Source organism: Liquorilactobacillus hordei DSM 19519, assembly GCF_019443985.1.
GTDB lineage: Bacteria > Bacillota > Bacilli > Lactobacillales > Lactobacillaceae > Liquorilactobacillus > Liquorilactobacillus hordei.
The window spans coordinates 649,620-663,920 of record NZ_CP049303.1; the positions used below are offsets into that span (position 1 = coordinate 649,620).

Genomic DNA, 14,301 nt, shown 5'->3' on the forward strand with positions numbered 1-14,301 from the left:
AAATTAATGAAGTAGAAGGAGACTGTTAATGAACATTCATCTGACAGGTGACAGCTTGATGGCACGATATGAGGGCTGTACGCAGCCAATGATTAATGAAAAGCTTAAAGAACTAGATCGTGAACTTAGTATTACCAATACAGCACATCCAGGAGATAATACAGCAGATCTTCTTGCAAGAATAAAAATTGAGATTCTAACAGGTAAGAAAGCCGATAAGATTTTTATCTTGATTGGGACAAATGATCTAGCAATAAACAAGCAACTTACGATTGAACAATTCAAAGATAACCTAGTTGAGAGTATCAAGTTATTATGTACGGTGTACAAGTTGAATGAGATTTATTTCATCACACCACCACCTGTCGATGAACAAAAACAACGTTATCGAACGAATCAAATAGTTCAAGAATATACGCTAGTGATGAAGAAGGTAGTTAAAGAAGAGCATTGCAATGTTCTAGATTTGTATCAAGAATTCATAAATTATAGTCAATTGTCGGTCAATGAATTGTTACATGGGATGTTAGATGATGGGCTTCACTTTGGACAGGTAGGCTATCTGATATTGGCAAGAACAATTGCGGCGGTACTTTAAGAATTGCTAAGACGAAGCTAAGATGATATCATCTAAATAACTTATTAAACAGAAAAGAGGGGACTAATATTGCGCATCTAAATTTCTTGCTGAAGCTGCATTAAGACTAAACATAACGATTTGAATGTTTTGTGTGCAGATTTTCAAGAAAGTTTCAGAGATGTGCAATAGTGGTCTTTTTGTGTACACTTTTATTTTCTTGAAGATAGCTGAGTATTTAACTTGCATAGTTGCAAGCGAGAGGTAAAAGTATGACTAAAATAGAAATAAAGAACTTAGTTTTTGGATACGATTCACAAAATATATTGTTGTTTGATCATGCCAACTTAAATATTGATAATTCGTGGAAACTTGGGTTGATTGGTAGAAACGGACGTGGCAAGACAACACTGCTTAGATTACTGCAAGATCAATTGGAATATCGCGGGGAGATAATTAAACAGATAAATTTTGTCTACTTTCCGCAAAAAGTTACAGAACATAATCTGACTGTGATTGAAATGTTAAATAAACAAACTCAGTTTGAAGAGTGGCAAGTTAGAAAGGAACTTGCTTTACTAGATATTAGAGAGGATATTTTGAATTTGTCATTTGATGATCTTTCAGGTGGAGAGCAGACTAAGATATTGTTAGCATTATTATTTGCTGATAAAAATAATTTTCCGTTAATTGATGAACCAACTAATCATTTAGATATTACAGCACGAGAAATCGTGGCCAATTATCTTAGAACAAAAAAACAGGGATTTATTTTAATCAGTCATGATAGAGCATTTATTGATGCGGTAGTTGATCATGTATTGGCGATTGAGCGCAAGAAAATATTACTTTATCAGGGTAACTACCAATCATATGAGATGCAAAAAAAGTTAGCCGATGATTTACAGCAACAACAAAATGAAAAAGCTCAAAAAGAAGTTACACGATTAAAACAAACATATCGGGAGAAAGAAAAGTGGGCTAAAAGCAGGGAATCAGCGGGTAAAGGAAAAAATAAAAGAAAATTAAAAATTAGTTCACGACCAGATGATACGGTTGCAAAAAACCAGATGCGAAGAGCAAAAGCAATTGAAACAAGAATGGATAAAAAAGTGAAAGAAAAAGAGCAAGTAATTAAAAATATTGATTTTGTAGAGCAATTGAATATTAATTTTAAGAGTGATCATCATAATTCGCTAATTAAAGTCAACAAATTATCGTTGACGATTGGAAACCATAAATTATTCAAACCGATCAGTTTTGAGGTTAAAAAAAACGAACAAGTTGCAATTGCTGGTAAAAATGGTGTTGGTAAAACCTCTCTTATAAAAAGCCTGTTTGGCAAATCGAAAGTAAACTATACAGGGACAGGTGTGATTGCTAATAATATTTCAGTTAGCATTATCAGACAGAGTTTTGATGAACGAGGGACACTAACTGATTTTGCAGATAGAAATAAAATAGATTATCAGGAATTACTGAATATTTTACGCAAATTAGGCACAGAACGTGAAACATTTGTGAACCGTATTGAAGATATGAGTTTAGGACAAAAGAAAAGAATTGAAGTTGCAAGGGCTTTATTAATTCCTGCTACCCTCTATGTGTGGGATGAACCCCTCAATTACTTAGATGTCTATAACCGGCAACAGCTGGAACAACTAATAAGTGTTTATAGACCGACATTACTGCTTATTGAACATGATGAACATTTTCTCAGTAGTATCGGTGCTACGAGGATTGAATTGAGGGCAGAAGAGTAAAAAGAGAGTAAGATTTATTGGGCATATGTTCTATGTACTAGATTGTCAGCAGCATGGATAGAAATAATAATTCCACTACTATGCTTTACAAACTACCTCACCTGTGATATCTTTTTATTGCGGTAGTTAGTATTACATACTAGTGAGAAGGGAGTTCTCCACTTGAGCAAAACACAAATGCTAAAGGGTGTACTTGAAGGCTGTGTCCTACAAGTAATTTCAAAGGACGAGACCTACGGCTATCAGTTAGTCCAAAAACTGCGAATAGCTGGATTCAATGAAGTGATTGGTGGAACTATTTATCCTATTTTACAGAAATTGGAGAAAAAAAAGCTGATTATTGGTGTGATGAAACCTTCACCTGAAGGACCAAGCCGCAAGTATTTTAATATAACTCCGGCAGGTCAAGAAGAATTAGCAATTTTTATGCGTAGTTGGCAAGAAATTAACGAGAGTGTTACACGGATATTCAAATAGGGGGAAATCGGATGAGTGGTAAAGATAAGCGAGTTAAGGAAATCAGAAATAAGTTAAACGAGTTGGAGAAAGAATTAAAAGGTACAAATGCGACTTTTTTTGAAGATCTTAGAGGGTACTTAATTACGTCAAGTCTTTTTTATGAGGAACTTGATGTGACCGAACAAACTTATAATGTATGTGTCGATTTGATTGAAGCGCAAGAAAATGGTCAAACAGCCCAAGAATATTTTGGAAAAGATAGCCGCAAGTTAGCAGATAGTATGATTAAAAATTTCAAGCATGCGAGTTATAGAGAAGTTATTGAATTAATATTATTACCAGTTGGAATATATTGGGCAATAACATTTATTAGTAATTTTGCAACAAAAGGTGCATTAAAGATAAATATCCTTGAGTACCTCTTGATTGCGCTTCTTTCTGTTGGAATGATAGTAATTGTTTTTGAGGCAGTTCATAAATCAATTTACCTGAGTGAAAATAATCTGCTTAGAAAATCAAAAGTTATTCAATTTATTATTGGAACTATCTTTTTCAGTTGTATTATTGGAACATTTGTGGCAATCAGTGTATTTACACCACCAGTTTGGATAGTTAAGTTCCTATATCCTAGTGATGTAATCTTAATGTTAACGATTATCGCAATTTTTCTTGGTTGGATTATTATTGGCAAAAAGAGAGAACTATATTCTATTACGCCTTTTATCATATTGATGGCAGCAGTTGGCATAGCACAAAGAATTCCTGCGGTTTTAACAATTGTAGGTGCAAATAATATCAAGTTTTTAGCAGTTGGTGCTGCCATTATTGGTTTCTTAATCAATATTGTTTGGGGAAGAATATTGATTAAGAAAATGGCGCGCAAATAAGTTTAAGAATTTCAGAATATAAGTTTGACTTATGGCGCAAGTTTATACGAAATAAAAAAAGAGACTGGGAAAAAAGTTAAATTTTAACCCAATCTCGCTAATTATTCCGTGTAACCGCGTTCCATAAGCCAAAATTCTCCGTCTAACTTCGAATTACTCATAGCAAAGTACTCGCTATGTTCGTAATTTCGGGTTAGTACTCAAATTTTCCCGACTTATGTCACACTCCCTTTTGAAAATATGATGTGTAGCTAAGATTTATTGATAAAGTTCTTATAGTTACACAGTGCTGTATTTTTATTTATTTAGTTTTTCTTTAATTATTTTAGCAGAGTTATCTAACTGAGCTTTTTCTTCAATTGATAGTGTAATTGAATTGACTTCAACTATACCTTTTCGTCCAATAACAGCAGGATATCCAATATAATGATCATATTCTTCGAGATAAACAGAGGTGGGGCAAGCTAGGTGAGCATCTGAGAGGACAGCTTGAGTTAATTTAATTGCACAAGTGGCAATTGCATAACATGTATAATGTTTACCAGAGAAAACTAACCATCCACCCCGGCGTGCTTGTTGATCAAGTGAAGTTAAGTCAAGTCCTTTTTCTTCCGCAAGCTTAATAATAGGATGCCCTTTGACTTCAACAGTTGACCATGCGGTATATTGGGATTCTCCATGTTCGCCTAGAACATATCCACTAATATTTTTGGGATCTTCGTGAAGAGCTTGACCGACTGCCCGTTGCATTCTAGCAGTATCTAGAAAGGTACCTGTTCCGAAGACTTGGTTTTTGCTAAGCCCTGTTTGCTGTTGCAACAATGTTGTAATTACATCACAGGGATTGCTAATGTTGATGAGGACACCATTGAATCCAGAAGTTCTAAGATTTGCGGCAACTTCTTCAACAGCCTCTGCATTAAAGTTGAGTTCTCCAAAACGGTCACCATCCATTTTGATGGAATCAATGTTGCCAAATGCAGTAATAACAACATCAGCATTAGATAGTGAGTCATAATCTTGAGGAATAATTTTAGTAAATGTATCTAAGCGAGCAAGTGTGTCACGCAGATCATACTCTTCTGCTGTTGTTTTTTCATCATTAGTATCAATAATAACTAACTCATCGGCAATTCCTTTGGTAACCAAAGTATAGGCAATTGTTGCACCAACATGACCTAAACCAATTATTCCAATTTTGCGCATTTTGAATCCTCCATTATCAAAAATTTTGGTAAAACACTGTCATCAATTTAAATTTTAAATCAATGAATGTCAAGTAAAAAAAGATTTTAATCTTGACATAACCATCTTTTCAGATAGAATAACCTTGTAAACACTAAATTGAGTAACATAATGAAGAGTAGAGTATATGTATGGTCTTTTGAGAGAGCTCTCGGATGGTGCAAGGGAGTAAAGAAATACATAGAAAATGAACTTGGAATGGTGCTGGCGAATAACCAGTAACGGGTTTGTGTACGTTATTAGCACAATGCTAAATATATATTTAGCTATAGAGGTGTTATCTATGAAGATGGCATAAATCAAGGTGGTAACACGGTGACTCGTCCTTATAAAATATAAAGGGATGAGTCTTTTTTTATGGAAAATAATGCGAATTAGCAGAAAGTAGGATAACTATGAAGAAATTCAAAGTAAGTCTGTTACAGTTAGATGTAAAGTTTGGTGATCCAGAAGCTAATTACAGTAATGTTGAGAAGTATATCGAAGAAGCAGTGCAAGATAAGCCAGATGTGCTTGTGTTACCTGAAATGTGGAATACGGGATATGACTTGGAAAGATTAGAAACTATCGCAGACAAAGATGGACAAAGAACTAAGACTCTTCTCACACGACTAGCTAAACATTTTGCAGTAAATATTGTTGGTGGCTCTGTGGCAACAAAAGAGGATGGAAAGTTTTACAATACAAGTTATATTTTCGATCGTAAAGGACAGTTAATCAGCCAGTATCAAAAAGTTCATTTATTTGGTTTGATGAGCGAAGACGACTTTATTAGTGCTGGTTCAACCCTAAATCAATTCATAATAGATGGTATCAAAGCCGCTGGGGTAATCTGCTATGATATTCGTTTCCCTGAATGGGAGCGTAAGTTGATGTCAACTGGACAGCAAATCCTCTTTGTGAGTGCACAGTGGCCAACCAAACGAATTGAACAATGGAAGATGTTACTGTGCGCACGTGCAATTGAGAATCAATCATTTGTGGTGGCGGTTAACCGCGTTGGTAATGCCCCTAAGGATAGTTTTAATGGTCATTCTTTAGTGATTGATCCCTTAGGCAAGATTTTAGAAGAAGGGGCTACAGATGTAGAAGGAATTTTCACCTGCGAATTTGATTTAGATGATTTAAAAGCAGTACGTGGGAATATACCAGTCTTTGATGACCGCAGAACAGACTTATATTTTTGATGGAGAATAATTATTTAGAAGAAGGAGAAATGCATAATGTTTTTTGAAGAATCAGAGCTTTTGAAGAATTTACCAACACAATTTTTTGCAACACTTGTAGCCAAGGTCAATCAGAAAGTTGCTGCTGGAAATGATGTAATTAATCTTGGACAGGGGAATCCAGACCAACCAACATTTGACTATATTGTTAAAGAGATGCAGAAACAAGCAACACGACCAATCAATCATAAGTATTCTCAATTTAGAGGGCTGCATGAACTTAAGGTTGCTGCAGCTAAATTCTATAAGGAAAAATATGGAGTTATTTTAGATCCTGAAACAGAAGTTGCAATCTTAGGTGGATCAAAAATTGGATTAGTTGAGTTACCATGGGCATTGATGAATCCAGGTGAACTATTGTTGCTGCCAGATCCAGGTTATCCAGATTATCTATCAGGGGTAACCTTGGGAAAAGTGAACTATGAAACTTTTCCTCTAAAAAGTGAGAACAAGTTTTTGCCGAATTATCAAGATATTAATGAAGAAACTGCCAAAAAAGCGAAATTTATTTATTTGAATTATCCGAATAATCCAACAGGGGCAGTTGCAACCAAAGAATTCTATAAAAAAACAGTCGCTTTTGCACAAAAGTATAATGTAGGAGTCGTGAGTGATTTTGCATATGGTGCCCTAGGTTTTGATGGATATCACAATCCTAGTTTTTTAGAAGCTGAAGGAGCTAAAGAAGTTGGAATTGAAATGTATACATTTTCGAAGACTTTCAATATGGCGGGATGGAGAATTGCATTTGCAGTGGGCAACCCTTCAATGATAGAAGCAATTAACTTAATTCAAGATCATTTATTTGTCAGTGTCTTCCCAGCTATCCAGGAAACAGCAATAACGGCATTATTAGACCCACAAGAAGATATTGAAGTAAAGAAACTCGTCAGCAAATATGAAGAAAGACGCAATGCTTTTGTTAGTGCAGCCAAGAAAATTGGGTGGAATGCATTTATTCCAGGTGGGACTTTCTATACTTGGATGCCGGTACCAAAGGGCTATACAAGTGAAAGCTTTGCAGATCTTTTGTTAGAAAGGGCAAATGTAGCGGTAGCGCCAGGAAAAGGTTTTGGAGTTATGGGAGATGGATATGTACGAATCGGATTATTAGTTGAACCTGAGCGTTTGGTAGAAGCAGTAAAGCGTATTCAAAAGTTAAAACTTTTCTAAAGATGCTAAAGAAACTGTTCCAGTTTTGAGAGATTAATATTATTATTTGTATAAAATTAAGATAAAATGAACTACGAATTTGATGTTTTTATTTTATTTTGTTCATATTTTTTATATTGTATAACAGTTAATTCTCAGTGAATTGATTTACACCGTATTTTTTTGTTATGTTTAAATTAGTATTATTAAAAGGTATACCAATTTTTAAAAATTATAAGTTATAAGAAAAAATTTATTTTTTCAAACATTTTTAATAATATATATTGGTTAATATTAGTTCATTTTTTGAGTTCTTAGTAGTACAATAAACATGGTAGAAATTAATTTTTTTATGTAATAGTCAGTAAAAAAAGGTTGTTAGTGTTTTAAAAGCTTAATATATTATATTAAATAGGAATATTTCAGGCAGATAATTGGTCTTTTGTCTTAAAAAGAATATAATGGTAAGCAAGAATTTATATTAAGTTATGATTTTTGATGTCTTGACTTGACAGTAGGAATTAATTCTAGTATATTAAGTAAGTCTAAGTTCAATATAAATAAATTTAGCAAAAAACGGAGGAAGAATAGTGATAACTTTACAAAAATCTTTAACTAATTTAATGCAAGTATTACGGTTACACGAACATCGCCAAAACGATCCTGACTTTGAGAAATTAGGAGCAATTGATGTTTATTATCTTGAGGCAATTTATCAATTAAAAGAACCTACTATTGGTATGATTTCAAAATTGCTTGATCAATCGACACCTAACACTAACTATCATATTAAGAAGTTAATGCGACTTAATTTAATTGAGAAACGCCTAGATGATACAGATCGTCGTGTTACTCATTTGATGGTTACAGAAAAATACCTCAAGTTGCTTGAATCAGACAATGAATTCTGGCAGAGACTAGAGAATCGTTTGGAAGATGAAGTCGCACCAAAGGACTTGGCAATCTTTAAGCGCGTTTTGCGTCAAACAATTGAGATTGTATCTGATGAAAGCTTAGACGAATTTTAAATAGAATACAAAAAAGTTCTGGCAATTTTGTCAGAACTTTTTTTATATATTAATTTTCTGGGGAAGAATTTCTATTAGATGCTGCTGAAGTGGGGTAAGTGTGTGTGAATGGCGATATACAATTGAAAGAAGAAATTCTGGTTGATCTGTATCGGCAATATCCAAGACCTTAATGCCAGCTTCAGGGGGTAAGGCTAATTCTGTTAAGAAACTTATTCCCATATTTTCTTTAATCATTGCTTTTAGAATATGCACGTCATTTGAACGATGGATAATTTGTGGTCTAAATTGATTTGCATGGCACATCTTATTGAAAGCGATTGAGTGAATGAAACGATCATCTAGGATAATAAATTTTTCTTGTGCTAATTCTTTGAAGTTCACACTTTTTTGTTGTGCCAGAGGATGATTTTCACTAACTGCAATTTTAAAGTGTGTACGATCAAAAATTTTAGCATCAAGTTTGGCATCAACAATTGGCGTGATAGAACCGATTAAAGCTAAGTCAAGAGTTCCGTCAAGAATATAATTCAGCATTTCATTTGAGCCAGATTCGAAGATATCAAGTTTATCAATTAAACCTGCACGGAGTAATTCCGGGGCTACGTGTGGAAAATAATAAGTTCCAATGATAGGCGGTAAACCAAACATTACTTTTTCACTGGAAATCCTAGAGAGCTCTTTTTTCATAACATCCAGTTCATTTAATATTTGAGTAACATGCCGATCAAGTTGCTCACCACTTGGAGTTACAACTAACTGTTTGTGAGAACGGTCGCGAACAAATAACTTAACTTCAAGTTCGTTTTCTAGACGCTTGATAGCCATTGTAATTGTAGGTTGGCTTACGTTGAAAAAGGAAGCGACTTGAGAGAAGTTTTTGTATTTTACTAGTTCATGAAAATAATGAAACTCCTTAATATTCATTATAATTCCTCCTTTAAAGAAGCTAAATATTCTTCATATAAAAACATTTGATAGTACAATGCAACTTTGACTATAAATTAACACAAGTTTAACATATCGTGTGAGTTTAGCAATGCTTTTAGAGGTGAAAATAATGAGTATGTTAATTTATTTTTCAAATAAACGACTTTCCCTTTATAGGGATAATCAGATTATTCCGTAATTATACTGAATTTAACGGAACAGTTTTTCATGTAGTTTATTATTAATAATTTATGGGGGTAATAAGAAATGACAGTGTTTTTGACTTCAGTTTCTAGTGTGACAGTAATTGTCTTAATAATGGCTTTAGGATATATATTGAGGAGGACTGGATGGTTCTCGGATACATTTGGTAAGAATATTTCATCATTAATTACTAAAATTGCTTTGCCAGCTTCAATCTTCGTTGCTGTAATGAATAATTTAACACGAAGCAAATTATTCGGCTTATCAACAGGATTGATTTTCCCCGCAATTGCAGTAATATGTGGTTATATAATTGCGTGGGTAACAGTTAAGGTCTTAAAAATACCAGCAGGTCGCCGTGGTATTTTCATGAATGCTGTTGTTAATGCTAATACAATCTTTATTGGAATGCCATTGAATAATGCACTTTTTGGCCAAAAGGCAACGACTTATTTTTTAATTTATTATATTATTAATACCGTTTCTACTTGGGCTTTTGGTGTATTCTTGATTTCTAATGATGATCCAACTATTGACAAAAGTAAGAAGAAAGCACAAAAGATAAATTGGAAGAAACTTCTTCCAATGCCACTTGTTGGATTTATTGTTGCTGTTGTTTGGATGTTGATTGGTATTCCAGTTCCATCATTTGCTGAACAAACTTTGACATATGTTGGTTCACTTGTGACACCGTTATCACTGATTTATATCGGAATTGTACTTGCTGACGCTGGTTTAAGTAATATGAAACTTGACCGAGATACAGTCTTGGCTTTATTGGGTCGTTTTGTATTGTCACCAGTTGTTTTAATTATATTGATCAAACTTGGTGGATCAATGGGGTTGGGGATGCCAACTCTGATGAGCCAGACATTGATTGTGCAATCAGCAACGCCGATGCTTGCCGTGCTTCCTATTTTGGCGAACGAGGCGCATGGTGATGTGAAATATGCGACTAATGTTGTAACGATTAGTACGGTATTATTTATTGTGATTGTGCCAATTCTAATGGCAGTTATTCAATTTGTTTAATGAAAAACATATTTGATTAATCTGAATAAATAAAATTACAAAAATAAGAGGCTGGGTCATAAGTAAAAATTTGACTTAGCTTCTTTTTTGTCTAATTCAAATTTGAATTTAGTATTTAAAGTTTAATGAGTTATCTTGTGATTTTACCATATTAATTAACTGAATATTTTGTGAGTAAAATAAAGTTAGACTGTGTTATAATCGACCCTATATTAATACGAGTGGGGTTGGAGCATTTGAGTAATCATCAAAAAATACGAAGGCTGGTCTTTTTGTCTTTCTTTACAGCAATTATCATTGTCCAAAATTTGGTTCCCTTCTTAGGGTATTTACCAATCGGCCCGTTAGATCTAACTCTAATTCATATTACAGTTATTGTCGCAGCTTTTGTCCTTGGCCCAGTCGATGGGGCAATTATTGGGGGAATCTGGGGGATAATAACTTTTGTAAGGGCATTTATTTGGCCGACTAGTCCTTTGGCGACAATTGTGTTTATTAATCCTCTAATTGCGATATTGCCGCGTGTTATGATAGGTATAGTAGCTGGTGGAATATTTGCATTAGCACTTAAAAAATATAACAAACCATACAGAGTTTTACCGCTAGCTGCAATTTTAGGGGCATGCTGCAATACGCTCTTAGTATTGGGACAAATTTATTTATTTTACCAAGGAAAATCACAAATCCTGTATCATATTGATGCCAAGGCGTTATTGCCATATCTCTTGACGGTGGTGGGAACAAATGGAATTCCAGAAGCAATTCTTGCGGGAATAGTTGCACCTTTGATTAGTGTTCCATTAATAAAAAAATGGAATTTTCACGAATGAAATTGTTCAAAAATGAAAGGTTGAGTCTTTGTGCCTAGAAAAAAAAGTACAAGAACACGAATAGCCGGTAAAAGAAAAACTTCAAAAAGAAAATCAAAAGCTAAAAATAAATTTGGAATGTTTTACGTGAATGGTCATGTTCAGATTCTTAATGTTGCTGTGGCTTTATTGATTTTCGGAATCTTGAGTGTGCAAATTCTTGGATGGGCCGGTAGAGTTGGGAAACAAAACAATCAAGGTGCTCAGACAAGTCAGATAAGTGATGCAACAAAACGTAAGTTTATTACTACAATACTTCCGGTTGCACAAAAACAACAAAAACAATATAAAGTGCTAACTAGTATAACCTTAGCCCAGGCAGCCTTAGAGTCCGATTGGGGGCAGAGCCAATTAGCTGCGCAATATCATAATTTATTTGGGGTAAAGAGTAGTACAGCTAGTGCAAAAGCTTTAACAACAAAGGAATATGTGAACGGGCAATGGATTACGGTAACTGCAAATTTTGCTGTTTATGATAGTTGGACAGAGTCAATCGAGGCACATACAAGGTTGTTTGTGCAAGGAACAGCATGGGATAGTCAGCATTATCAATCAGTTTTGAATGCCAGTAATTATCAAGAGGCAGCACAGGCACTGCAAACAAAGGGATATGCTACTGATCCTGATTATGCTGCAAAATTAATTAGCTTAATTCAGACATACAAATTAAATAAGTATGATAACTTATCTGAGATAAACACGAACAAATAGTGTTGAAAAATGAGCTATCATATGGTAATCTTCAATAAGATATTGCTTATATAATGTCATAATATGGTTGGCAAGTTTCTACCTAGGGCCCAAAATCCTAGACTATAAGTAAAAAGGCTGCTATTTAGGAGGCTTCTTTTACTGTTTTTTGACCGTAGGAGAAGTTTTTTTATTTTGTAAAGGAGAGAAGAAAAGGTGAAGTTATTAGAGGATCGTATTCGTGAAGATGGACTAGTATTACCTGGAAATGTGCTCAAAGTAAATCAATTTTTAAATCATCAAATTGATCCTGACTTAATGTACAAGTTAGGGCAGGAATTTGTGAGATTATATCAGGGTGAAAAGATTACTAAGATAGTAACGATTGAAGCGTCAGGAATTGCCCCAGCAATAATGACTGGTTTAATTTTGCATGTTCCTGTTTTGTTTGCACGTAAACAAAAAAGCAGCACAATGAATACGGGACTTTATACTGCAGAAGTTTATTCATATACAAAAAAAGTGAAAAATACAGTCTCAGTGGACCAAAAATTTCTGAGTAAGGATGATCGTGTTTTAATTATTGACGATTTTTTGGCTAATGGACAAGCAGTGCAAGGATTGATAGATATCTGTAAAGCAGCACAAGCTGAATTAGTTGGTGTTGGGATTGCGATTGAGAAGTCTTTTCAAGATGGTGCAGGGCTAATTAAGGAACAAGGTATTCGGCTTGAATCACTTGCTCGAATCTCATCTTTTGCAGACAATCAGGTTCATTTTGTAGGAGATGAAGACAATGAATAGCGATGAATTCAAAGAAGTTTCGCATGGCAAGGCGGCTATCTTAGGTATCCAACATTTACTGGCAATGTATTCTGGTGCCGTAGCCGTCCCCTTGTTAATAGGTACGGCTTTGAATTTTAATAGTATCCAGATGACATATTTAGTTTCGATTGATATATTTATGTGTGGTTTGGCGACGTTGTTGCAATTATTAAGGAATCGTTACTTTGGAATTGGATTGCCTGTAGTTTTAGGATGTGCTATTCAAGCTGTTGAACCACTAAAAATGATTGGCAAGCAATTTTCAATTGGAACAATGTATGGTGCAATTATTGTAGCTGGAATTTTTGTGTTCTTAATTGGTGGGCAATTTGCCAGAATTAAGAAGTTTTTCCCGCCTGTAGTAACGGGAACATTGATTACTGTTATCGGATTGACTTTAGTACCAATTGCCGTTCAAAATATTGGTGGGGGTGATGCAACAGCCAAATCTTTTGGTAATTTACAAAGCCTCTTATTAGGAGCGATTACAATTGTGGTGATACTCTTGGTACAAGTTTGGGGAAAAGGATTCATTAGTTCAATTGCAATTTTGATTGGACTTGTGGTAGGCACAATTGCAGCGGCACTTATGGGACTCGTCTCAACTTCACCAATCACAGAAGCGACATGGTTCCATATTCCACAACCTTTTTATTTTGGTGCACCTCAATTTGAATGGTCCTCTTCGTTGACTATGATAATTATTGCCTTGGTTTCAATGGTTGAATCAACAGGTGTATTTTTTGCATTAGGCAGTGTCTTGGACAAACAAATTAAGTCAGATGATTTGAAAAGAGGATATCGAGCTGAAGGATTAGCCGTAATTCTGGGAGGAATATTCAATACTTTTCCTTATACAACTTTTTCACAAAATGTTGGCCTTTTGCAACTTTCAGGAATCAAAACAAAACGCCCAATCTACTGGTCAGCAGTTATTTTAATGATAATGGGGCTTTTGCCAAAAATTGGAGCGGTTGCGACAATTATTCCAACGCCTGTTTTGGGTGGGGCAATGTTGGTCATGTTTGCAATGATTAGCGTTCAAGGGATGCGAATGCTTCTTAAAGTTGACTTTTCAGATGAACGTAATATTTTAATTGTAGCCTTAGCCGTAGGAATGGGATTAGGGGTTTCTGTTTATCCCGGTATCTTCCAATTTTTACCAAAGACAGCTCAATTATTTTTGGGAAATGGAATTGTGGTTGCAAGTATAACGTCTGTTTTGTTAAATATTATTTTTAAGGGAAAAGACGGACTTGTTGAATAGTCAAAATAAGAACATGGAGTGCTGTTTTAAGTAAGAATTGTTGAAATAAGTTAAAAAAGGGTTGAGCCAAGTGAGAAATTTTGACTCAATCCTTTTATTTAGTACTCAAAGATTACCCAATTTTTGCTACACATACATATTTATAAA

At 34.5% G+C, this 14,301-nt stretch carries 14 protein-coding genes, 1 riboswitch and 1 other annotated feature; of the genes, 12 read left to right on the forward strand and 2 right to left on the reverse strand.

Annotation, left to right across the window (positions count from 1 at the left end; translation table 11 throughout):
- The first annotated feature begins 28 nt into the window (after positions 1 to 28).
- From G6O70_RS04370 to G6O70_RS04385, 4 genes are all read left to right on the forward strand, one after another.
- Positions 29 to 598, forward strand: coding sequence for a GDSL-type esterase/lipase family protein (locus G6O70_RS04370; protein WP_057868676.1), 570 nt, complete (start codon positions 29 to 31; stop codon positions 596 to 598).
- A gap of 251 nt (positions 599 to 849) precedes the next feature.
- Entirely contained in the window at positions 850 to 2,340 is a 1,491-nt protein-coding gene (gene abc-f, locus G6O70_RS04375; RefSeq protein WP_057868675.1) for a ribosomal protection-like ABC-F family protein, read from the forward strand.
- 162 nt (positions 2,341 to 2,502) lie between these two features.
- Positions 2,503 to 2,817: a PadR family transcriptional regulator gene (locus tag G6O70_RS04380; RefSeq protein ID WP_057868674.1), complete on the forward strand. Its 315-nt coding sequence runs from the start codon at positions 2,503 to 2,505 to the stop codon at positions 2,815 to 2,817.
- An 11-nt stretch (positions 2,818 to 2,828) separates the two neighbouring features.
- Complete coding sequence (locus G6O70_RS04385) at positions 2,829 to 3,686, forward strand: DUF1129 domain-containing protein (protein ID WP_057868673.1); 858 nt, start codon at positions 2,829 to 2,831, stop codon at positions 3,684 to 3,686.
- Positions 3,687 to 3,983: 297 nt separating this feature from the next.
- Here the strand turns inward: G6O70_RS04385 and G6O70_RS04390 are convergent, their stop codons facing one another.
- Positions 3,984 to 4,892, reverse strand: a complete 909-nt coding sequence (locus G6O70_RS04390) for an L-lactate dehydrogenase (protein ID WP_057868672.1) — start codon at positions 4,890 to 4,892, stop codon at positions 3,984 to 3,986.
- A 141-nt stretch (positions 4,893 to 5,033) separates the two neighbouring features.
- Positions 5,034 to 5,262, forward strand: a binding site (T-box leader).
- Between the two features lie 64 nt (positions 5,263 to 5,326).
- On the opposite strand from G6O70_RS04390, the gene G6O70_RS04395 reads away from it, so the two are divergent.
- From G6O70_RS04395 to G6O70_RS04405, 3 genes are all read left to right on the forward strand, one after another.
- Complete coding sequence (locus tag G6O70_RS04395) at positions 5,327 to 6,118, forward strand: carbon-nitrogen family hydrolase (RefSeq protein ID WP_057868671.1); 792 nt, start codon at positions 5,327 to 5,329, stop codon at positions 6,116 to 6,118.
- Between the two features lie 36 nt (positions 6,119 to 6,154).
- Positions 6,155 to 7,330 carry a pyridoxal phosphate-dependent aminotransferase gene (locus G6O70_RS04400; protein ID WP_057868670.1) on the forward strand — a complete coding sequence of 392 codons (1,176 nt, stop codon included), beginning with the start codon at positions 6,155 to 6,157 and terminating at the stop codon, positions 7,328 to 7,330.
- A 569-nt stretch (positions 7,331 to 7,899) separates the two neighbouring features.
- On the forward strand, positions 7,900 to 8,337 hold the full coding sequence (locus G6O70_RS04405) for a MarR family winged helix-turn-helix transcriptional regulator (protein ID WP_057868669.1): 438 nt from the start codon (positions 7,900 to 7,902) through the stop codon (positions 8,335 to 8,337).
- Between the two features lie 42 nt (positions 8,338 to 8,379).
- Here G6O70_RS04405 and G6O70_RS04410 read toward each other — a convergent pair whose 3' ends face one another.
- Positions 8,380 to 9,264 carry a LysR family transcriptional regulator gene (locus tag G6O70_RS04410; protein WP_057868668.1) on the reverse strand — a complete coding sequence of 295 codons (885 nt, stop codon included), beginning with the start codon at positions 9,262 to 9,264 and terminating at the stop codon, positions 8,380 to 8,382.
- A 270-nt stretch (positions 9,265 to 9,534) separates the two neighbouring features.
- On the opposite strand from G6O70_RS04410, the gene G6O70_RS04415 reads away from it, so the two are divergent.
- From G6O70_RS04415 to G6O70_RS04435, 5 genes are all read left to right on the forward strand, one after another.
- Positions 9,535 to 10,503, forward strand: a complete 969-nt coding sequence (locus tag G6O70_RS04415) for an AEC family transporter (RefSeq protein WP_057868667.1) — start codon at positions 9,535 to 9,537, stop codon at positions 10,501 to 10,503.
- Positions 10,504 to 10,739: 236 nt separating this feature from the next.
- Positions 10,740 to 11,333 (forward strand): ECF transporter S component, encoded by a 594-nt coding sequence (locus G6O70_RS04420; RefSeq protein WP_057868666.1) that lies wholly within the window; start codon positions 10,740 to 10,742, stop codon positions 11,331 to 11,333.
- A 30-nt stretch (positions 11,334 to 11,363) separates the two neighbouring features.
- Positions 11,364 to 12,083, forward strand: coding sequence for a glycoside hydrolase family 73 protein (locus tag G6O70_RS04425; protein ID WP_233419098.1), 720 nt, complete (start codon positions 11,364 to 11,366; stop codon positions 12,081 to 12,083).
- 26 nt (positions 12,084 to 12,109) lie between these two features.
- Positions 12,110 to 12,208, forward strand: a riboswitch (purine riboswitch).
- Between the two features lie 70 nt (positions 12,209 to 12,278).
- Positions 12,279 to 12,866, forward strand: a complete 588-nt coding sequence (locus G6O70_RS04430) for a xanthine phosphoribosyltransferase (RefSeq protein WP_057868665.1) — start codon at positions 12,279 to 12,281, stop codon at positions 12,864 to 12,866.
- Positions 12,859 to 14,154 carry a nucleobase:cation symporter-2 family protein gene (locus tag G6O70_RS04435; protein ID WP_057868664.1) on the forward strand — a complete coding sequence of 432 codons (1,296 nt, stop codon included), beginning with the start codon at positions 12,859 to 12,861 and terminating at the stop codon, positions 14,152 to 14,154. The genes G6O70_RS04430 and G6O70_RS04435 overlap by 8 nt, the downstream gene beginning before the upstream one ends.
- The last annotated feature ends 147 nt before the right edge of the window (positions 14,155 to 14,301 follow it).

Coding starts and splice junctions, on each gene's coding strand:
- abc-f (WP_057868675.1), top strand. CDS start 850: ATGACTAAAATAGAAATAAAGAACTTAGTTTTTGGATACGATTCACAA.
- G6O70_RS04415 (WP_057868667.1), top strand. CDS start 9,535: ATGACAGTGTTTTTGACTTCAGTTTCTAGTGTGACAGTAATTGTCTTA.
- G6O70_RS04395 (WP_057868671.1), top strand. CDS start 5,327: ATGAAGAAATTCAAAGTAAGTCTGTTACAGTTAGATGTAAAGTTTGGT.
- G6O70_RS04390 (WP_057868672.1), bottom strand. CDS start 4,892: ATGCGCAAAATTGGAATAATTGGTTTAGGTCATGTTGGTGCAACAATT.
- G6O70_RS04435 (WP_057868664.1), top strand. CDS start 12,859: ATGAATAGCGATGAATTCAAAGAAGTTTCGCATGGCAAGGCGGCTATC.
- G6O70_RS04400 (WP_057868670.1), top strand. CDS start 6,155: ATGTTTTTTGAAGAATCAGAGCTTTTGAAGAATTTACCAACACAATTT.
- G6O70_RS04385 (WP_057868673.1), top strand. CDS start 2,829: ATGAGTGGTAAAGATAAGCGAGTTAAGGAAATCAGAAATAAGTTAAAC.
- G6O70_RS04410 (WP_057868668.1), bottom strand. CDS start 9,264: ATGAATATTAAGGAGTTTCATTATTTTCATGAACTAGTAAAATACAAA.
- G6O70_RS04370 (WP_057868676.1), top strand. CDS start 29: ATGAACATTCATCTGACAGGTGACAGCTTGATGGCACGATATGAGGGC.